This is a genomic window from Gardnerella vaginalis (assembly GCF_001563665.1).
Taxonomy (GTDB): Bacteria; Actinomycetota; Actinomycetes; order Actinomycetales; family Bifidobacteriaceae; genus Bifidobacterium; species Bifidobacterium vaginale_A.
The window spans coordinates 205,168-223,028 of sequence record NZ_KQ961853.1 but is presented as its reverse complement, the minus strand read 5'-3'; the positions used below and the strand labels follow the sequence as shown (position 1 = coordinate 223,028).

General features: G+C 38.6%; 11 protein-coding genes, 1 tRNA gene and 1 riboswitch. Of the genes, 8 read left to right on the top strand and 4 right to left on the bottom strand.

The window, feature by feature from the left end; all coding sequences use genetic code 11:
- Positions 1 to 167: 167 nt before the first annotated feature.
- A complete protein-coding gene (locus HMPREF3230_RS01835) occupies positions 168 to 1,313 on the bottom strand; it encodes an ABC transporter permease (protein ID WP_075523270.1) in 1,146 nt (381 codons plus the stop codon).
- A 263-nt stretch (positions 1,314 to 1,576) separates the two neighbouring features.
- Between HMPREF3230_RS01835 and HMPREF3230_RS01830 the strand changes: the two genes are divergently transcribed.
- The 5 genes from HMPREF3230_RS01830 to aroA all read left to right on the top strand — a co-directional run bounded on the left by HMPREF3230_RS01830 (position 1,577) and on the right by aroA (position 6,726).
- Positions 1,577 to 1,653, top strand: a tRNA-Pro gene (locus tag HMPREF3230_RS01830).
- Between the two features lie 172 nt (positions 1,654 to 1,825).
- Positions 1,826 to 1,927: riboswitch (TPP riboswitch) on the top strand.
- A gap of 38 nt (positions 1,928 to 1,965) precedes the next feature.
- Complete coding sequence (locus HMPREF3230_RS01825; protein ID WP_075523269.1) at positions 1,966 to 2,577, top strand: ECF transporter S component; 612 nt, start codon at positions 1,966 to 1,968, stop codon at positions 2,575 to 2,577.
- 104 nt (positions 2,578 to 2,681) lie between these two features.
- Entirely contained in the window at positions 2,682 to 4,316 is a 1,635-nt protein-coding gene (locus HMPREF3230_RS01820) for an ABC transporter ATP-binding protein (protein ID WP_075523268.1), read from the top strand.
- Positions 4,316 to 5,200, top strand: coding sequence for an energy-coupling factor transporter transmembrane component T family protein (locus tag HMPREF3230_RS01815; protein ID WP_075523267.1), 885 nt, complete (start codon positions 4,316 to 4,318; stop codon positions 5,198 to 5,200). Before HMPREF3230_RS01820 ends, HMPREF3230_RS01815 begins: the two co-directional genes overlap by 1 nt.
- A gap of 170 nt (positions 5,201 to 5,370) precedes the next feature.
- Positions 5,371 to 6,726, top strand: coding sequence for a 3-phosphoshikimate 1-carboxyvinyltransferase (aroA, locus tag HMPREF3230_RS01810; RefSeq protein ID WP_075523266.1), 1,356 nt, complete (start codon positions 5,371 to 5,373; stop codon positions 6,724 to 6,726).
- Between the two features lie 105 nt (positions 6,727 to 6,831).
- Here aroA and HMPREF3230_RS01805 read toward each other — a convergent pair whose 3' ends face one another.
- The 3 genes from HMPREF3230_RS01805 to guaA form a co-directional block, all read right to left on the bottom strand.
- Positions 6,832 to 8,061, bottom strand: coding sequence for an acetate/propionate family kinase (locus tag HMPREF3230_RS01805; RefSeq protein WP_075523265.1), 1,230 nt, complete (start codon positions 8,059 to 8,061; stop codon positions 6,832 to 6,834).
- Positions 8,062 to 8,231: 170 nt separating this feature from the next.
- A complete protein-coding gene (pta, locus tag HMPREF3230_RS01800) occupies positions 8,232 to 9,938 on the bottom strand; it encodes a phosphate acetyltransferase (RefSeq protein ID WP_075523264.1) in 1,707 nt (568 codons plus the stop codon).
- A 337-nt stretch (positions 9,939 to 10,275) separates the two neighbouring features.
- Complete coding sequence (gene guaA / locus HMPREF3230_RS01795) at positions 10,276 to 11,838, bottom strand: glutamine-hydrolyzing GMP synthase (RefSeq protein ID WP_075523263.1); 1,563 nt, start codon at positions 11,836 to 11,838, stop codon at positions 10,276 to 10,278.
- A gap of 456 nt (positions 11,839 to 12,294) precedes the next feature.
- Between guaA and HMPREF3230_RS01790 the strand changes: the two genes are divergently transcribed.
- The 3 genes from HMPREF3230_RS01790 to HMPREF3230_RS01780 all read left to right on the top strand — a co-directional run bounded on the left by HMPREF3230_RS01790 (position 12,295) and on the right by HMPREF3230_RS01780 (position 17,769).
- Complete coding sequence (locus HMPREF3230_RS01790) at positions 12,295 to 14,772, top strand: phosphoketolase (protein WP_075523262.1); 2,478 nt, start codon at positions 12,295 to 12,297, stop codon at positions 14,770 to 14,772.
- A 610-nt stretch (positions 14,773 to 15,382) separates the two neighbouring features.
- On the top strand, positions 15,383 to 16,774 hold the full coding sequence (locus HMPREF3230_RS01785; protein ID WP_075523261.1) for a PTS ascorbate transporter subunit IIC: 1,392 nt from the start codon (positions 15,383 to 15,385) through the stop codon (positions 16,772 to 16,774).
- Positions 16,775 to 17,040: 266 nt separating this feature from the next.
- A complete protein-coding gene (locus tag HMPREF3230_RS01780) occupies positions 17,041 to 17,769 on the top strand; it encodes a GntR family transcriptional regulator (protein ID WP_075523260.1) in 729 nt (242 codons plus the stop codon).
- Positions 17,770 to 17,861 lie beyond the last annotated feature (92 nt).

Here is a 17,861-nt window from a genome sequence, read left to right as displayed (position 1 = left end):
ATGAGAGAAACTCCGAGAGCTCAGCCACAACAAACAGGATAATTCTGTAAGAAAACGTATATGTTGTTTTACAAAACTCATCATTTTGATTGCTAGTCAAAAAGTGTATAAAAATTATTTCGCAAACAATCACATAGTTGAAACATAATGCGTAGAATCTTTGTATTTTACGCATTATGTTTATTTTGTGAATATGAGTTACCTTGTATTCTGTCGCTTTGTAGTGCTGCAACTTGTCGAGAAAATACTATAATCCATCCTAAAAATAGAAGGCATGATAGTGCTTCAACATTTGTTAGAGTGTTGTGCCCATTTAACCATTGAGTTCCAGCTAATGAAGTAATAATTATTGCTAAATCGGATGCTATATAAAAAGTTCTTGAAAGCTGCGGTGCTAGCCATGGAAGTCCAATAAGAACTGCTCCTACTAATAGTGTTACACCGCGAGCGCATAAATCGTGTATGAATGGGTGAGGAGTATATCTAAATGTTCCAATTCCTATGAATGCTATTCCTCCAAGAATCAGTAGGGTAGCCATAATGCTAGTGCGAATATAAAAATATTTTATAGGATGATCTTTATGATTATTGCATTTGTTGTTTGTTTGTTCGTTTAGCTCATCTTGTGTTTGTGTATCTGATTGTATTTTGTTTTTAAGAGTGTGTTGAGCTTCTATGAATTCTTCAATTGCGAAGTAACTTGTAATAATAATGCAAATTCCAGCCAATATTAGTGTTGCGTTAAACATGCTAGCTGCAAATGTTGTTCGATCTCCTAATTGTGAAAAATTATTGTTATACCAGTATGGATCATCTGATGTTAGTCCAGCTGTTGCTGCTCCTGAGATAACAAAAATAGGTAATAATGATGCAACGGTTTTTGCTTCTAATAGTTCAGCTTGCACTAGTGTTGCGTATCCTACTATTCCTGAAAGACCTGAGCAAAGTATAGGAAGATAACTGTTGACAACTGCTCGTCCTACAATGCTATTGATTATTGATAGTAGTGCGAAAGACATGAGAAACATTGTTGCGCCGTAAATAGTTGATAATGCGCTTATTTCAAAAGTGTTTTTTATGATTTTTATTAAGCGTTTTTTGTCGAATTCTCCATGAGTGCGTAAATATCCTACTATGAAAGCTCCCATGCTGCATATTGCGACTGTGCCTGAGGCAACTGTGAATAAACGTTGGCTTACTTGCCAAATGGCTGGCATAGTACCCATGTAAATATACATGATAGCTATAGCTAGTATTGCGCAGACTAGGAATGATATAAGACCTGCTGCTTCTGCGCGTTGGAATTTACCCATCATTTAACCTTTCTTGTTTCATGTATATTGTATTAGTGCGTGTTGAAATGCTGTTTAGTGTTTGGGTTTGTTTAGTGTTTGGGTTTGTTTAGTTTGTTAGAATTATTCGTATATAAAACGAGTTTTAATAAGACGTGTTTTAAACACATATTGGAAATATATTTTTATAATTTATATATTTACAGCGTGTCGCATTTGTGTTGAGCGATGATTTGCGCTACACTAATCACTTGTGCTTGGAACTGGATTTCAGTTAAAAGCATCGGGGTGTAGCGCAGTTTGGTAGCGCGCCTGCTTTGGGAGCAGGATGTCGCAGGTTCGAATCCTGTCACCCCGACCATCAGTAAAGCCTAGGTGTGAATCCTAGGTTTTATTATTTCTTTCACAATAATTTGATTTTTTGCTTATAACCAGATTTTTTGACGTACGTCTTTTAATATGTCTTACTAACGTGTAATGTTGTAGTGTTAGGCTTTCGCAATTATAGATTTTTGCGTTCGCCTTGTTTATAAAAATATTGACTCGGGAGCCGCAAGGCTGAGAGGAAGCATTAGCTTCGACCGATTGAACGTGAGCTAAGCAATATTAGCAACGGAAGTCGCTCTTTTCCCGTGCCCAAATCTATCTATTCATAGAAAGAAAGGCACTTACTATGTCTATCGTTGAAAATTCAGAAGTAAAACATTCTAACCGTTGGCGAGTTATTGATATCGTTATCGCCGCTATTATCGCAGTTGCGTCTGGCGTATTGTTCTGGGCTTGGGACATTGTCTGTGCAGCTCCTATTGATTTTTCTGCAAGTCTTTTGCCTGGCGCTGAAGGTTTGTGCAATGGTTTTTGGCTGTTCGCTGGTCCTTTAGCTGCATTGATTGTTCGTAAGCCTGGTTCTGCTTTGTTTGCAGAAACACTTGCTGCATTTGTTGAACTTCTCTTAGGCAATCAGTGGGGTGTTGGTGGATCTTTAATTGTTGGAATTATACAAGGAATCGGCGCAGAACTTGCGTTTATCTTCTTCTTGTATAAGTCTTGGAATTTTCTTACAGCGTCTATTTCTGGAGCTTTAGCTGGCTTAGCTTGCTTCTCATATAACTGGTTAAGCAACGGACAAAAATGGAATGCACAATATGCTTTAGCAAATGTTGTTACTTCTATTATTTCAGGATTGATCATTGCTGGCATTCTTATGTGGGTTGTACAAAAAGCATTAGCTGCAACTGGTGTGCTTGATCGTTTTGAATCTGGACGTCCTCAAGCTTTAGTTTGATTAAGTGTCAATAATGTCATGAAAATCGCGCTTTATGGTCATACATGGCTTTAAAGCGCGATATTTTAATTATTTATAAAGCTTTTAAATGAAAGTTTATTATTATGCAACTTGCGGATAATGCTGCTTGGAATCCTGCTAGTGTTGTTGCTAAGGATTGGGGTTGGCGTCATGCGACTCGTAAAGATTTTGTATTGCGGCATATAAATATTAAGATTCAACCTGGTCAGAGAGTGCTTCTTTTAGGAGCTTCAGGAGCTGGTAAAAGTACGTTGATGTCAGCTTTAGCTGGAGTTCTTGGTGATGAAACTGAAGGAATGGCTGAAGGAAGTCTTTCTATTGACGATATTGATGCTTCTAAAGCTCGCGGAAAAGTCGGTTTAGTTATGCAAGATCCTGACTCGCAAATAATACTTGAGCGCATTGGTGACGATGTTGCTTTTGGTAGCGAGAATATTGGTGTTTCTGCTGACGAAACTTGGAATCGTGTTCGTCAATCACTTGAAGCAGTGGGGCTTGAAGATATCACTTCTGGTAGTATCGGACTTCGCCGTTCTACTCAATGTTTATCTGGAGGTCAGCGTCAGCGTCTTGCTTTAGCTGGTGTACTTTCTATGCATCCTGGTTTGCTGCTATTAGATGAGCCAACTGCCAATCTTGATCCTGAAGGTGTAAAACAAGTTCACGATGCAGTTTCTAGAGTACTTAACAAAACTGGCGCAACTATGGTTGTTGTTGAACATCATATTGATGTGTGGATGGATTTAATTGACAGAGTTATTGTAATAGGAAAACCTTGGCAAGCTCAAGAAAATAATAGTTGTAAAGAAGATAGTAATATTGCTGATTCTTCGAATGAAAATAATTCTTGTGTAGTTGAAAAAAGTAATGATGTTTCTTCATGCTGTGTGATTGCTGATGGTAAGCCTGAAGAAATATTTGCGAAGTATGGAAATATGTTAGCTGATGGAGGAGCATGGGTCCCAGGTCGTAAGATTAAGTCTTTTGCTCCTAAAAAATCACATGATAATAGCTCTAAATTAGCTCTTTACACTGATGATTGTGCGTTTGGTAGAAACAAGCCATTAGCAGAGCATGTTAATATAGGTTTCCGATTTGGAGAAGTAAGCGTTTTAATGGGACCTAATGGTGCTGGAAAGACTACTTTAGCTCTTACTCTTGCTGGATTGTTAAAGCCTATATCTGGAAGTGTATGTTTAAATGAAGATTTAGTGCCAAAAGGGCGTAAAAACAATCTTTTTACTTGGAAAAGTCATGAGTTGCTAGGAAGAGTTGGAATGGTATTTCAAGAACCTGAACATCAATTCATTACTCCGTTTGTGCGTGATGAAGTTGCAATAGGTCCAAAAAAGCAAGGTAAAAGCAAGCAAGAAGCTTATAAAATTGCAGATGAAATGCTTGAAAGAATGAATCTTAAACGTTTCGCTCTAGCTAATCCTTATACTCTTTCTGGTGGTGAGAAAAGGCGTCTTTCTGTTGCGTCTTTGCTTGCTGCAGCACCTCGTGTTGTTATTATGGATGAGCCAACTTTTGGTCAAGATTTTACTACTTGGACTTCTATGGTTGAGTTGATTGCACAAATTAGAGATAGTGGTTCTGCTGTGATTATGGTTACTCATGATGATGCATTAGTTCAGGCTTTGGATGCTCGCGTAATCAGGGTTGATCATGAAGATTCTACAGAAAATACAAGTTGCGATGAAAGGAATGTAAAATAATGAAGAAAACATGCGATATCGCAACAGTTAAAAAAATAAATGAAGAAGATTTGCTAAAAGTTTCGCGTATTAACGTAACTCCATCATCGGATCGTGTAGAGCCTGAAAGACTTAAATCTCCATCGTGGTTTATTCGTAAACTTAATCCGATTAGTCGTTTTATTGGAGCACTATTTCTATGTTTACCAATGTTTATTACGCTTGATATAGTATCTTCTTCAGTAGCTTTCTTATTAGATTTAATTCTTCTAGCTATTGCTGGAGTTATGCCTTGGACTGTTTTACGTAATACGTGGCCAGTGTGGATTGCTGCATCTGGAAGTTTTATCTCTGTTCTTTTATACGGACAAAGTTCTGGAAAAATGCTATTTCAATTTGGCTTGATTCATATTAGTCAAGGATCAGCATATTTTGCTTGTAGCACATTTGTACGTGTTGCTGCAGTAGCAGTGCCTGGAGTTATTTTGGCTATTGGACTTGATCCAACTGATTTAGCAGATGGTTTAGTGCAAATCTTACATTTTTCGCCTAGATTCGTATACGGAGCATTAGCAGGATTGCGTATGTTTACCTTATTACAAGACGATTGGCGTGCTTTCGGTCTTGCTAGACGTTCTCGTGGTGTAACTGATAGTAAGGCGATACAGCGTATGTTTTCTCAATCTTTTGGTTTGCTTGTTCTTTCTATTAGACGTGGTACAAAACTTGCAACTGCTATGGAAGCGCGTGCTTTCGGTAGTGATATTAAGCGTTGCCCAGCTAGGGATTCAAAGCTAACAATTGTAGATTGGATTTTTTACGCTATATGTATTCTAGTTCCTGCTATTGCTCTTACCACTGCAATAAAAACTGGATATTATCATAATGCTTTTATACATATGTAAATAATAATAAAGGTGTGTTTGATACTTTAGTATGATTACAGAATTGCTTTTAGTGTCAAACACGCTTTTTATTTTTAAAATAACGCTTTTTTATTTTGTGTAAAAGACGCTTTTTTATTTTAAAACATGCTTTTTCTTTTTGCGTACATATTGCTAGATAGTATCGTAGTATGAGTGAGCTTAACGAAACAATGCAATCCGATTTTTGGTATGCTCCATATGTTTCTAATCCTTTGAATGCAACTGTAACTTTGCCTGGTAGCAAATCTTTGTCAAATCGATATTTAATTCTTGCATCTGTTAGCACTAAGCCAGTTGTCTTACAAGGATTATTGCGCTCGCGTGATACTGAACTTATGCTTAATGCACTATCTGTATTTGGTGTTAAAACTGAGTCTTTAAGTGATGATGGGACGAAAATTCGTGTGATTGCGCCCAAAGATGGAGTTTTTCATGTAAAAAATAATGCTGAAGTATATTGTGGGTTAGCTGGAACTGTAATGCGATTTGTTTCTGCTTTAGCTTTGTTTGCGGATAATTCAGTGCGTTTTGATGGCGACTCGCAAGCATACGCGCGTCCTATGAAACCTGTTCTTGATGCTTTAGAGCAACTTGGTGCAAAAGTAACATACCATAGGGAAGTTGGTTTTTTGCCTTTTACTGTTACTCCGCCTTCGAGTGAAATTCTTAAAAATAGTTTTAAAAAGATTGTGCGCATAGATTCGTCAGCATCTTCACAATTTATTTCATCATTGCTGTTAATTGGTTCACGCATTCCTGGCGGATTAGAGCTTGAGCATATTGGTAAAACTTTGCCTAGTATGCCTCATATACGTATGACTATAGATGATATTTGTAAAGCTGGCGGGGAAGTAGAAGTTCTTCAAAATAAAGTTTGGAGTATTAAATATAGCGATTTAACATTGCCTGATATTGTTAGCGTAGAGCCAGATCTTTCAAATGCAGCGCCATTTTTAGGAGCAGCATTGATTGCTGGAGGAAGTGTTAGCGTACCTAATTGGCCGCTTTCTTCAACTCAACCTGGAGTCTTGCTTCCTGAAATATTAGAAAAAATGGGTGCAAAAGTTAGTTTTGAAAAAACAAGTGATGATTCTGGAATAATTCATGTAGTAAGCAATGGTGTTATTAAAGCAATTCCGTATCTTGATTTAAGTCAAGCAGGGGAGATTGCTCCAAGTATTGCAGCTATTTTAGCTTTTGCAGATGAGCCAAGTGAACTTCATGGTATTGCGCATTTGCGTGGTCATGAAACTAATCGTTTGCAAGCTTTAGTTAAAGAATTGAATCGAGTTGGTATTGGCTCTAGAGAACTTGAAGATGGAATTCGTATTGAGCCAAGGAATAATATGCATGGTGAGATTATGGAAACTTATGCAGATCACAGAATGGCAACGTTTGCTGCAATGCTTGGATTGCGTATAGAAAACATTCGCGTCAAAAACATTTCCACAACTCGAAAAACTATTCCTGATTTTCCAGGCATGTGGCATAAAATGATTGAATAAACAAATACTTGAATAAAAAAATGACCGAATAAACAAATAATCCCGAGCCTAAATGGAGCCCGGGATTATTTATTTAGAATTTAGTAGACGCTAAAATTTTTGTTTTTAGCGCTCAAACTTGTTGCCGTAGGTATCTTCGCCAGCTTCAGCAATAGCTGCAGCCTTGCGTGCAATCGCCAACTCTTCATTAGTTGGAATAACAGCAATAATCACAGAGCTATCTGGAGTGGAAATAATGCGTGGCTCTTTAGAGCGAACCAAGTTCTTTTCTTTATCGAGCTTTACGCCGAATGGTTCAAGCTTTTCGCATACTTTAGCGCGTACGATTTCATCATTTTCGCCAACGCCAGCAGTGAATGTGATTACATCGACTCCGCCCATTTGAGCAGTGTAATTGCCAATGTATCCTACGATGCGATGAACGTATACTCCGAGAGCGAGCTTAGCGTCTTCATCGCCTTGAGCAATAAGTTTATGAATATCACGCAAATCACCATGACCAGTCATGCCCATCATGCCGGAACGCTTGTTGAAGAGAGTATCAAGCTCATCAACGTTCATGTGAGCATTACGAATAAGGTGGAATACTACTGCTGGATCGATATCACCAGTGCGTCCACCCATCATTAAACCTTCAAGTGGTGTTAAGCCCATAGAAGTTTCAATTGGCTTGCCGGAAATTTGAGCAGAAGCGGAAGCGCCATTGCCTATGTGCAAAACGATTTGTTTCAAACCTTCAGCAGGTTTTCCAACAACGCTTGGAACAACGGAACCAATGTATTCGTGAGAAGTTCCGTGAGCACCGTATCTGCGGATATGGTAGCGATTTGCAATTTCCTTGTTCAAAGCGTAAGTTGCAGCAACTTGTGGCAAATCGTGGAAGAATGAAGAATCGAATACCATAATTTGTGGAACGTCTGGCAAAAGTTCGCTCATAACTTCTGCTCCAACAGCTTCTGGACCGTTGTGAAGTGGAGCTAAAACTGCCAAGTCTTTAACTTTGTTAATTGTCTTGGCATTTACTAATGCAGGCTTAGGGAATGTTAAGCCACCTTGCACAACTCGGTGACCTACAGCTACAATGCCAGATTCAGAAAGCTTTGGACCATATTCTTCGAAGAATCCAAGTACGCGTTTCAAACCTTGCTCATGATCGTGAACTGGTTCATCGAATTCATGTTTTTCGCCATTGAATACGTGCTTATAGTGGCCATCAACTGGCTCACCGATTTTCTCAACTATACCGGAAGCAATACCTTCGCCGCTTCCAAGATCAACGAGTTGATATTTAATTGAACTAGAACCAGAATTGATAACAAGAACGGTTTTTGCCATGGGGGCATCCTCCATAAAGTATTGATAAGGCTAGTAAATTGCCACAGCCAAGTGTACATGTAAGTTTATACAACACTACTTATAGTACATTAAATGTTTGTAAGTAATTTACAGCATTTTAAAGTTTGTTAGTTTATTTATTTTGTTTGTTAGTTAGTTTATTTATTTATTTATTTGGATTGTGCTTCAATAGCTGTGAGGGCTACTGTGTTAATAATATCTTGTACCAATGCTCCTCGAGATAAATCGTTAACAGGTTTATTAAGTCCTTGTAATATTGGACCTACTGCTAATGCTCCGCTAGAACGTTGTACAGCTTTATAAGCAATATTGCCTGCACATAGATCTGGGAATACAAATACATTCACATGACCTGCAATAGAGTTTCCTTTAGCTTTTGATGATGCAACAGTTGGGGACCATGCTGCATCAAATTGAATAGAGCCAACAACTTGTAAATCTGGTGCTTTTTCATGAACTAATCGTGTTGCTTCTTCCACCATATCGACGTCTGGCCCTTTTCCAGATCCGAGAGTTGAGTATGAAAGCATGCCTACTTTAGGATCTAGTCCAAATGCTTTTGCAGTATTCGCTGATTGAATAGCGATATCAGCTAGTTGTTCAGCATTAGGATTTGGATTAATAGCGCAATCTGCAAATATTGCAACGTGATCTTTGAAGCACATTATAAACGCTCCAGAAACTAATTTTGTTCCAGGCTTAGTTTTAATTACTTGGAGTGCAGGGCGAACTGTATTTGCAGTTGAATTTATTGAGCCAGAAACAAGACCGTCAGCTTGACCTAGAACTACTAGCATAGTTCCAAAATAGCTCGCATCTTTCAGCTGCTCTCTAGCTTCCTGTTCGCTCAGCCCCTTCTTTGCACGTAGTTCACAAAGTTTAGTAATCATATGCTTAAGCATTGCTTCGTCATTCATAGATTGGAAACTTGCTTTGCATATATAATCTAGATTCAATTCTTCAGCGCGTTCTAAGATTGAATCGCGTTCGCCTACGATAATAAGATTTACTATATCTCGTTGCAAGAGGTAATCAGCTGCTTTAAGAATGCGATCCTCTTGTCCTTCTGGAAGAACTATTGTTTTTTTATTTTCTTTAGCTTTACCTAAAAGATTGTATTGGAAAGCGTAAGGCGTAATCGCGCGTTTGAATGTTTGGTGTAGTGCGTTTAATACGTCTTCTTCTTTAACTGATTCTTCGAAAGTTTTTATTGTTTGCTCAATATTATTGCTATCTATTTCAGGAAGAACCCAAAGCGGAGTGTTACGTATATGAGAAACTTTACCTTCAATATTTGAGCAATTTTGAGATGTATAATCTCGTATTATTTCAGAGCCTATTTTCTCGTTGCAATCCGTGACGAAAATGCCTATAACTTTTGAACTTTCTTTAACGATTCTTGCATTTTGTGCATCGATAGTTTTTAATACTTGTTTCGAGGTGCGATTTTTTGATGAAACAACAAGGAAAATTGGAGATGCTAAATCCGCTGATATTTGTGCATCAAAAGCGAAAATGTCAGGATCGTATACTGGAGTGTAATCGCTTGTAATAATTACGCAAGCTTGAGCTTGTGTTTTATTTAATAATTCGTTGTAAGATGCAACAATATCTCCTCTTACTGTTTCTTTATTATCTTCTACTTCTAAATCGCTTACACCTATAACATTATCAACGCTAGTGTTGATGTTAGTTAGTTTTAAAAGTGAAGCAGTGAAAGCATCGTCTTTATGAGCATATGGTCTAAAAATAGTTGTTGAAAGTCTGTGTGCTAATAAATTTGTGATTCCTATAGCAACAGCATTACGCCCATTATTGCATTGTGCACTTATGATAGAAACATTAGTTAGTGACACGCCTTTTCTCCTTTGATTCGGTTCGTGTTTAATATGCATTTAATCATATATTAAATTTTCTAGAACAAAGTTGTGTAATTTTGCATTGTATATGATTGTGCGAACTGCGCAACTTTATTTTCGTTATCATTCTAAACCATTTTAATAGTGTACATGCGAAGTATACGCGTTTTGTTTTAGTTTTATGTAGATTAGATTGTTTTGGTTTTGGTTCTATTTTTGGTTTTATTTTTGTTTGATTATGATTTTTAAGACGCGACTTATAATTTACAAATAAAAAAATAGTATTGCCAACATATGCTGACAATACTATTTTTTATATCGATTTTATATCGATTTATTCCCATTCGATTGTTGCAGGTGGCTTAGAAGTCACGTCAAGTACAACTCGATTGATTTGACGGCACTCGTTCGTTATGCGAGTGGAGATTTTTGCTAAAACATCATAAGGTACTCGTGACCAATCTGCTGTCATTGCATCTTCAGAGCTTACTGGACGAAGCACAATTGGAGATCCGTATGTGCGTTCATCGCCCTGAACTCCAACAGAATGTACGTCTGCTAGAAGTACAACAGGGCATTGCCAAATATCACGATCAAGACCGGCTTTAGAAAGTTCTTCTCGAGCGATAGCGTCAGCTTCACGAAGAAGTGCTAAACGTTCTCGAGTAATCTCTCCAATAATACGAATACCCAAACCTGGGCCTGGGAAAGGTTGACGCCATACAATCTCATCTGGAAGTCCAAGTTCGTGTCCAATAGCGCGAACTTCATCCTTAAATAAAGTTCGTAAAGGTTCAATAAGCTTAAACTTTAAGTCTTTTGGTAGTCCTCCAACATTATGGTGAGATTTAATATTTGCAGCTCCATCGCCGCCACCAGATTCCACAACATCTGGGTAAAGCGTGCCTTGTACTAGGAATTTGACTTCTGCGCCAGATTTTCCAGCTTCTTCAATAACTTGACGTTGAGCTTTCTCAAAAGTGCGAATGAACTTTTCGCCAATAATTTTACGCTTACGTTCTGGTTCGCTTACGCCTTTAAGTGCATCGAGAAAATCGTCTTCTGCATCTACTGCAATAAGTTTAATTCCTGTTGCTTTAACGAAATCGTGCTTGACTTGTTCAACTTCACCTTTGCGAAGTAAACCATGATCAACGAACACACATGTCAGTTGGTTTCCAATTGCTTTATGAACTAATGCTGCTGCTACAGCTGAGTCAACTCCACCTGAAAGACCACAAATAACTTGTGCATCCCCAACTTCGGCGCGAATTTTTGCAACTTGCTCATCGATTATATTTGAAGGATTCCAGTCGTTTTCTAATCCTGCGCATTTGTGTAAGAATGTAGAAATAAGCTCTTGACCCAATGGAGTGTGCTTTACTTCAGGATGCCATTGAACGCCATAAAGTTTACGAGATTCATCTTGCATTGCTGCAACTGGAGCGCCTTGAGTGTGAGCGAGTACCTCAAAGCCTTCTGGAGCACTCTCAACTGCAACGCCATGACTCATCCATGTGTTTTGTTCTATAGGAGAATTTGCAAGTAATCCTTTTGTGTTGTCAATTTTTGCTTCAGTTTTTCCGTATTCGCCAAGTGCAGCTTTATCTACGTTTCCACCTAATTCGTGTGCCATAACTTGGAATCCATAGCAGATTCCTAATACTGGCACTCCTGCTTCAAAAATTTTTGGATCAATATCTGGGGCTCCTGGCTCATAAACTGAAGCTGGTCCACCTGAAAGGATAATGGCTTTTGGATCTTTTGCAAGCATTTCGTCTACAGGCATAGAGTGGGGAACAAGTTCTGAATATACATTTGCTTCTCTAACTCTTCTAGCGATAAGCTGTGCATATTGTGCGCCAAAATCAACGACAAGCACTGGTCCTTTTGCCATGATTCTCCTTTATATATTTCAACACGATTCAACTTATAATAGTGGCGCTTTTAGACGTTAGTGTTTGATTATGTTGAATTTCTTATACAAATATATTATGTGTGTGCTTTATGGTTATTTTTCTTTATGTTTATGTTTGTTTAGAAGATTTCGCTGTTGTAAAAGCATATGATTTGTTAGTTTCTTGTTAGTGTGTTGTTAAGAATTAGGGTATTTGATATATAAAACGAACATAAAACTTAACATAATATATACAAACAACTATTTTTTTGTGCACTTAATCGCACATTTTTTCAACATAAGTGCACGAAGAAGTAACCAAATGAACAAAAGTCAGGCGTTGGAACTATACTGGAGCAGATGGAAAAAGAGGTGCAATACTTTTGTTTTGCAGCCTCTATAACCAAAATGGTAATGATCAAATGCACTGAAAAGTGCTTTAGTACAGGAGTACACATGACGAGTCCTGTTATTGGCACCCCTTGGAAGAAGCTCAATGCTCCAGTTTCCGAGGAAGCTATCGAAGGCGTAGACAAGTATTGGCGCGTTGCTAATTATCTCGCTATCGGTCAAATTTATCTTCGCAGCAATCCTCTAATGAAGGAGCCTTTTACTCGCGAAGACGTTAAGCATCGTCTGGTGGGCCACTGGGGTACTACTCCAGGTTTGAATTTCCTTATCGGCCACATCAATCGTTTCATCGCTGATCACCAGCAGAATACTGTTATTATTATGGGTCCGGGCCACGGCGGCCCAGCAGGTACTGCTCAGTCTTACCTTGACGGTACTTACACTGAGTACTATCCAAAGATTACGAAGGATGAAGCTGGCTTGCAGAAGTTCTTCCGTCAGTTCTCTTACCCAGGCGGTATCCCTTCACACTTTGCTCCTGAGACCCCAGGCTCTATCCACGAAGGTGGCGAGCTCGGTTATGCACTTTCACACGCTTATGGCGCTGTTATGAACAACCCAAGCTTGTTCGTTCCAGCAATCGTTGGCGATGGTGAAGCTGAAACTGGTCCTTTGGCAACTGGTTGGCAGTCCAACAAGCTTGTGAACCCACGTACTGATGGTATCGTTCTTCCAATCTTGCATTTGAATGGTTATAAGATTGCTAATCCAACTATTCTTTCCCGTATTTCTGATGAAGAGCTTCATGAGTTCTTCCACGGCATGGGTTACGAGCCATACGAGTTCGTTGCTGGCTTCGATGATGAGGATCATCTTTCTATCCACCGCCGCTTTGCTGACATGTTCGAAACTATCTTCGATGAGATTTGCGATATTAAGGCTGAAGCACAAACTAACGATGTAACTCGTCCTTACTATCCAATGATTATCTTCCGCACTCCAAAGGGTTGGACCTGCCCGAAGTTCATCGATGGCAAGAAGACCGAAGGTTCTTGGCGTGCACACCAGGTTCCACTGGCTTCCGCTCGCGATACCGAAGCTCACTTCGAGGTTTTGAAGAACTGGATGAAGTCCTACAAGCCTGAAGAGCTTTTCGATGAAAAGGGTGCTGTGAAGGAAGACGTTCTTTCCTTCATGCCAAAGGGCGAACTCCGTATTGGCGAAAATCCAAACGCCAACGGTGGTCGTATTCGCGAAGACTTGAAGCTTCCAAAGCTTGAGGATTACGAAGTCAAGGAAGTTAAGGAATTCGGTCACGGCTGGGGTCAGCTCGAAGCTACACGTCGTCTTGGCGTTTACACTCGTGACATTATCAAGAACAACCCAGATTCCTTCCGTATCTTCGGACCAGATGAGACCGCTTCCAACCGCTTGCAGGCTGCTTATGAAGTAACTAACAAGCAGTGGGACGCAGGCTACCTCTCTGGCTTAGTTGATGAGCACATGGCTGTAACCGGTCAGGTTACAGAGCAGCTTTCCGAGCATCAAATGGAAGGCTTCCTCGAGGGTTACTTGCTCACCGGTCGTCACGGCATTTGGAGCTCCTACGAATCCTTCGTACACGTTATCGACTCCATGTTGAACCAGCATGCAAAGTGGCTTGAGGCTACAGTTCGTGAGATCCCATGGCGTAAGCCAATATCCTCTGTGAACTTGTTGGTATCTTCTCACGTATGGCGTCAGGATCACAACGGCTTCTCGCACCAGGATCCAGGCGTAACCTCCGTGCTCTTGAACAAGACTTTCAACAACGATCACGTAATTGGCATTTACTTCCCAGTAGATTCCAACATGTTGCTTGCTGTTGCTGAAAAGGCTTACAAGTCCACAAACATGATTAACGCTATCTTCGCTGGTAAGCAGCCAGCTGCTACTTGGTTGACTCTTGACGAAGCTCGCGAAGAGCTCGAGAAGGGTGCTGCTGAGTGGAAGTGGGCTTCCAACGCTAAGAACAATGACGAAGTTCAGGTTGTTCTTGCTGGTGTTGGCGATGTTCCACAGCAGGAATTGATGGCAGCTGCCGACAAGTTGAACAAGCTTGGCGTTAAGTTCAAGGTTGTAAACGTTGTTGACTTGCTTAAGTTGCAGTCCGCTAAGGAAAACAACGAAGCTTTGACTGACGAAGAGTTCACTGATCTCTTCACAGCAGACAAGCCAGTCCTCTTCGCTTATCACTCCTACGCACATGACGTTCGTGGCTTGATTTACGATCGTCCAAACCACGATAACTTCAACGTTCATGGTTACAAGGAGCAGGGCTCCACAACAACTCCATATGATATGGTTCGCGTGAACGATATGGATCGTTATGAGCTTACTGCTGAAGCATTGCGCATGGTTGATGCTGCTAAGTATGCTGACGAAATCAAGAAGCTTGAAGACTTCCGTCTTGAAGCATTCCAGTATGCAGTCGACAAGGGTCTTGATCACCCAGACTACACTGATTGGGTGTGGCCAGGCGTTAAGACCGACAAGCCAGGCGCTGTCACCGCTACCGCTGCAACTGCTGGCGATAACGAGTAGTGTGAATACTGTTAGATTCATACTTGTTTAGCTAATTGTTAGCTTAATCGGGAGTTAATTTTTAAAGATTAGCTCCCGATTTTTATATCTGTAAAATGGTGATTTAGCACTGTAGGTCGCAATCTTCCAAACATTTTTAATAAAAACATGTTGAAAACTAAACAAATGTTTAGACAATAAAACATATGTTTAATTTTTTGAAAAAATGTAAAATAAATTTACAATTTAATTTATTTATGATTTTGACCTTATATTTTTCCGTTTTTCGGCGTGTCGAATCCGTATTTTTTCCATATAATATTATGAAAATCATAAATTTTTATAAGAAAAACGTTGTTATGTAGGTTTTTATATCGTTAAAAAGATATTATTAAAAAGTACATTAAAATACATGTGAGCTATACGATATTGAAGGTAGAGATTAAAGATAGAGTAGTTCTATCAACTTGTCATGTTCGCTTGCTTTGCACTTACTTTAATGCACTTTATTGATTCTGTTTTGCATTAGATTTGCTAAACAGAATATATCGTCATTTATTATGCAAAGTTTCGTTCAACTTCGTTATTGTTAGCAGGCTCAATCTTTATTTATAAATATAAGGAGTGAACCGTGAACGGTGTTCTATCTGTGTTGCTTGACATTTTTCGACAGCCAGCAGTAATTGTTGCGTTAATATCTATGATTGGCCTAATCGCACAGCGTAAGAAAATATCAGATATTTTGCAAGGTTCTATTCGTACATTAGTTGGTTTCTTAGTATTAGCTGCAGGATCTGGAGTTATAACAGATTCGTTAGCTCCTTTTGGAAGTATGTTCCAGCATGCTTTTAGAGTACAAGGTGTTGTACCTAATAATGAAGCGATTATTGGTACTGTATTGTTGAAATATGGTTCAGAGTCTGCTCTTATATTCTTCTTCGGAATGATTGTAAATATTGTTTTATCTATAACTTCTCGTTTTAAGTTCATTTACTTAACTGGTCATGTTGCATTTTATATGGCTAGTATGCTTGCTGTTATATTTAATGTATCTGGATTTGCAATGTGGGAAGTATTGTTGTGGGGCTCTATTGCTCAAGGCTTATTTATAACTATTTCTCCTGCTATTGTTCAGCCTTTTATGACAAAAGCTGCCGGTAAAGACGATGTTGCTTTAGGTCATCCTGCATCTGCTGGAGTTGCATTAGGAGCACTAATTGCTCGACTTACTTCTTCTAAAAAGAAGCCATCTAAGTCTACTGAAGATATTAAGTTCCCTTCTGCTTTAGGTTTCTTGCGCGATACTACAGTTCTTATAACAATTTCAATGGCAATAATTTATGTTGTAGTAGCTTTATTTGCTGGTTCTCAATATATTGAAAGTCAATTATCTCATGGTCAAAACTTTATTATATTTGTAGTTCTTAAAGCTGCAACGTTCTCTGCAGGCGTGTTTATTATTCTTGCAGGAGTTAAGGTTGTTTTAGATGAAATAGTGCCTGCTTTTAAAGGTATTTCTGAGAAGTTAGTTAAGAACGCGAAACCAGCTTTAGATGCTCCAATGACTTTTGGTTTTGCTCCTAATGCGGTTCTTATTGGATTCTTGTCAAGCTTTGTTGGCGGTCTTCTTGGAATGATTATTATGATAGTTTCTGGCTCAACAGTTGTAATACCTGGAATTGTTGCACATTTTATGGCTGGTGGAGTTGCAGGAGTTTTCGGAAATGGACAAGGCGGACGCAGAGGTTGCGTAATAGCATCTTTTGTAAATGGTATTTTTATCACGTTCTTACCTTTGTTGCTTTTGCCAGTGCTTGGCGATTTAGGTTCTGTAAATTCAACGTATTCTGATGCTGATTATGGAGTTACTGGTGTAGCTCTTGGATATGCTAATGTTTTTGGCGGTCGTGCTATCTTAGTTACTTCTGTAATCGTTTCAGTAATAATTTTCTATGTTGTTTCTTTTATTACGGCTCGCCGCAAAGTAGAAAATAATATCGAAAAAGTTGTTTTAGAATCGTAAATTATTTCATAAGATTTTCATATTGCTTGAATAAGTATCCGTAACTTTGATACTATTGATTCACATAGTAATAAACAAAAGCCGTTGTTACTGTTTTGATTGTATAGCGTTATTTTGCGCTTATGATTATTATTGTGGCAACGGTTTATTGTAGTATTGTGAAGCAATTAAGAAGATTTTAACTTTTAAGATTGTTAGATTTTAGATTTATTGTTATTGCAAAGGCTCTGTTTACTGTATTTGATTAAACATTGGAGAGTGATGTCATGCCTGATGGAGTGCCAAAATATATAGCAGTTCGAGATAATCTTCGTCAGCGCATAGATTCTATGGATCCCGAAGAACAGTTGCCTCCAGAGGTTGAGCTTTGCAAACAATATAATGTTAGTCGTATTACGCTCAGGCATGCTGTTGATAGTTTGATATTAGAAGGTTTGCTTGTTCGAGAGCAGGGTAGAGGTACTTTCAGAGCTAAAGGGATAATAAATAGCCAAAATAGGGAATTTATTTCTGATCGTATACAAGGATTTTATCGCGAAAGTGGTTCTTCTGGTTGTTCTATCAAATATAAGGTTTTGGAAAATAATGTTATAAATGATGAAGAAGCTGCTTTACAATTAGGCTTGAATGCCGATGAGGATCTTATTTGTTTAAAGCGATTGCGATATGTTGATAATATTTTATCTCATTACAGCACAGTGTATTTAAATGCTTCTCGTTTTCCTAAGATTTTAACGCATGATTTTTCTGAATCTTCTTTAGCTGATTTTCTTTTTAGTACGTATGCAATATCTCTTGCTGAAAATGAGATTTCAGTTCACGTTGAAAAACTTTGTAATCGAATGTCTGAAGTTTTAGAAGTTGAAGAAGGCACTCCTGCTCTTGTTGCTCAATCTGTTGTAAAAGATAAGTTTGGAACTATTATCGCTTTTTGTGTAGCTGTTTATACTCCGAATTATGGAGATATACATTTCCATTTGCACTCAATCAATTAGTTTTTGGGTATTCCTCGAATTTATTGATATTTTGGATTAAATCTTGATATCTTGATGTTTGCTGTGATATCTTTGGCTGATTACTTTGTTAT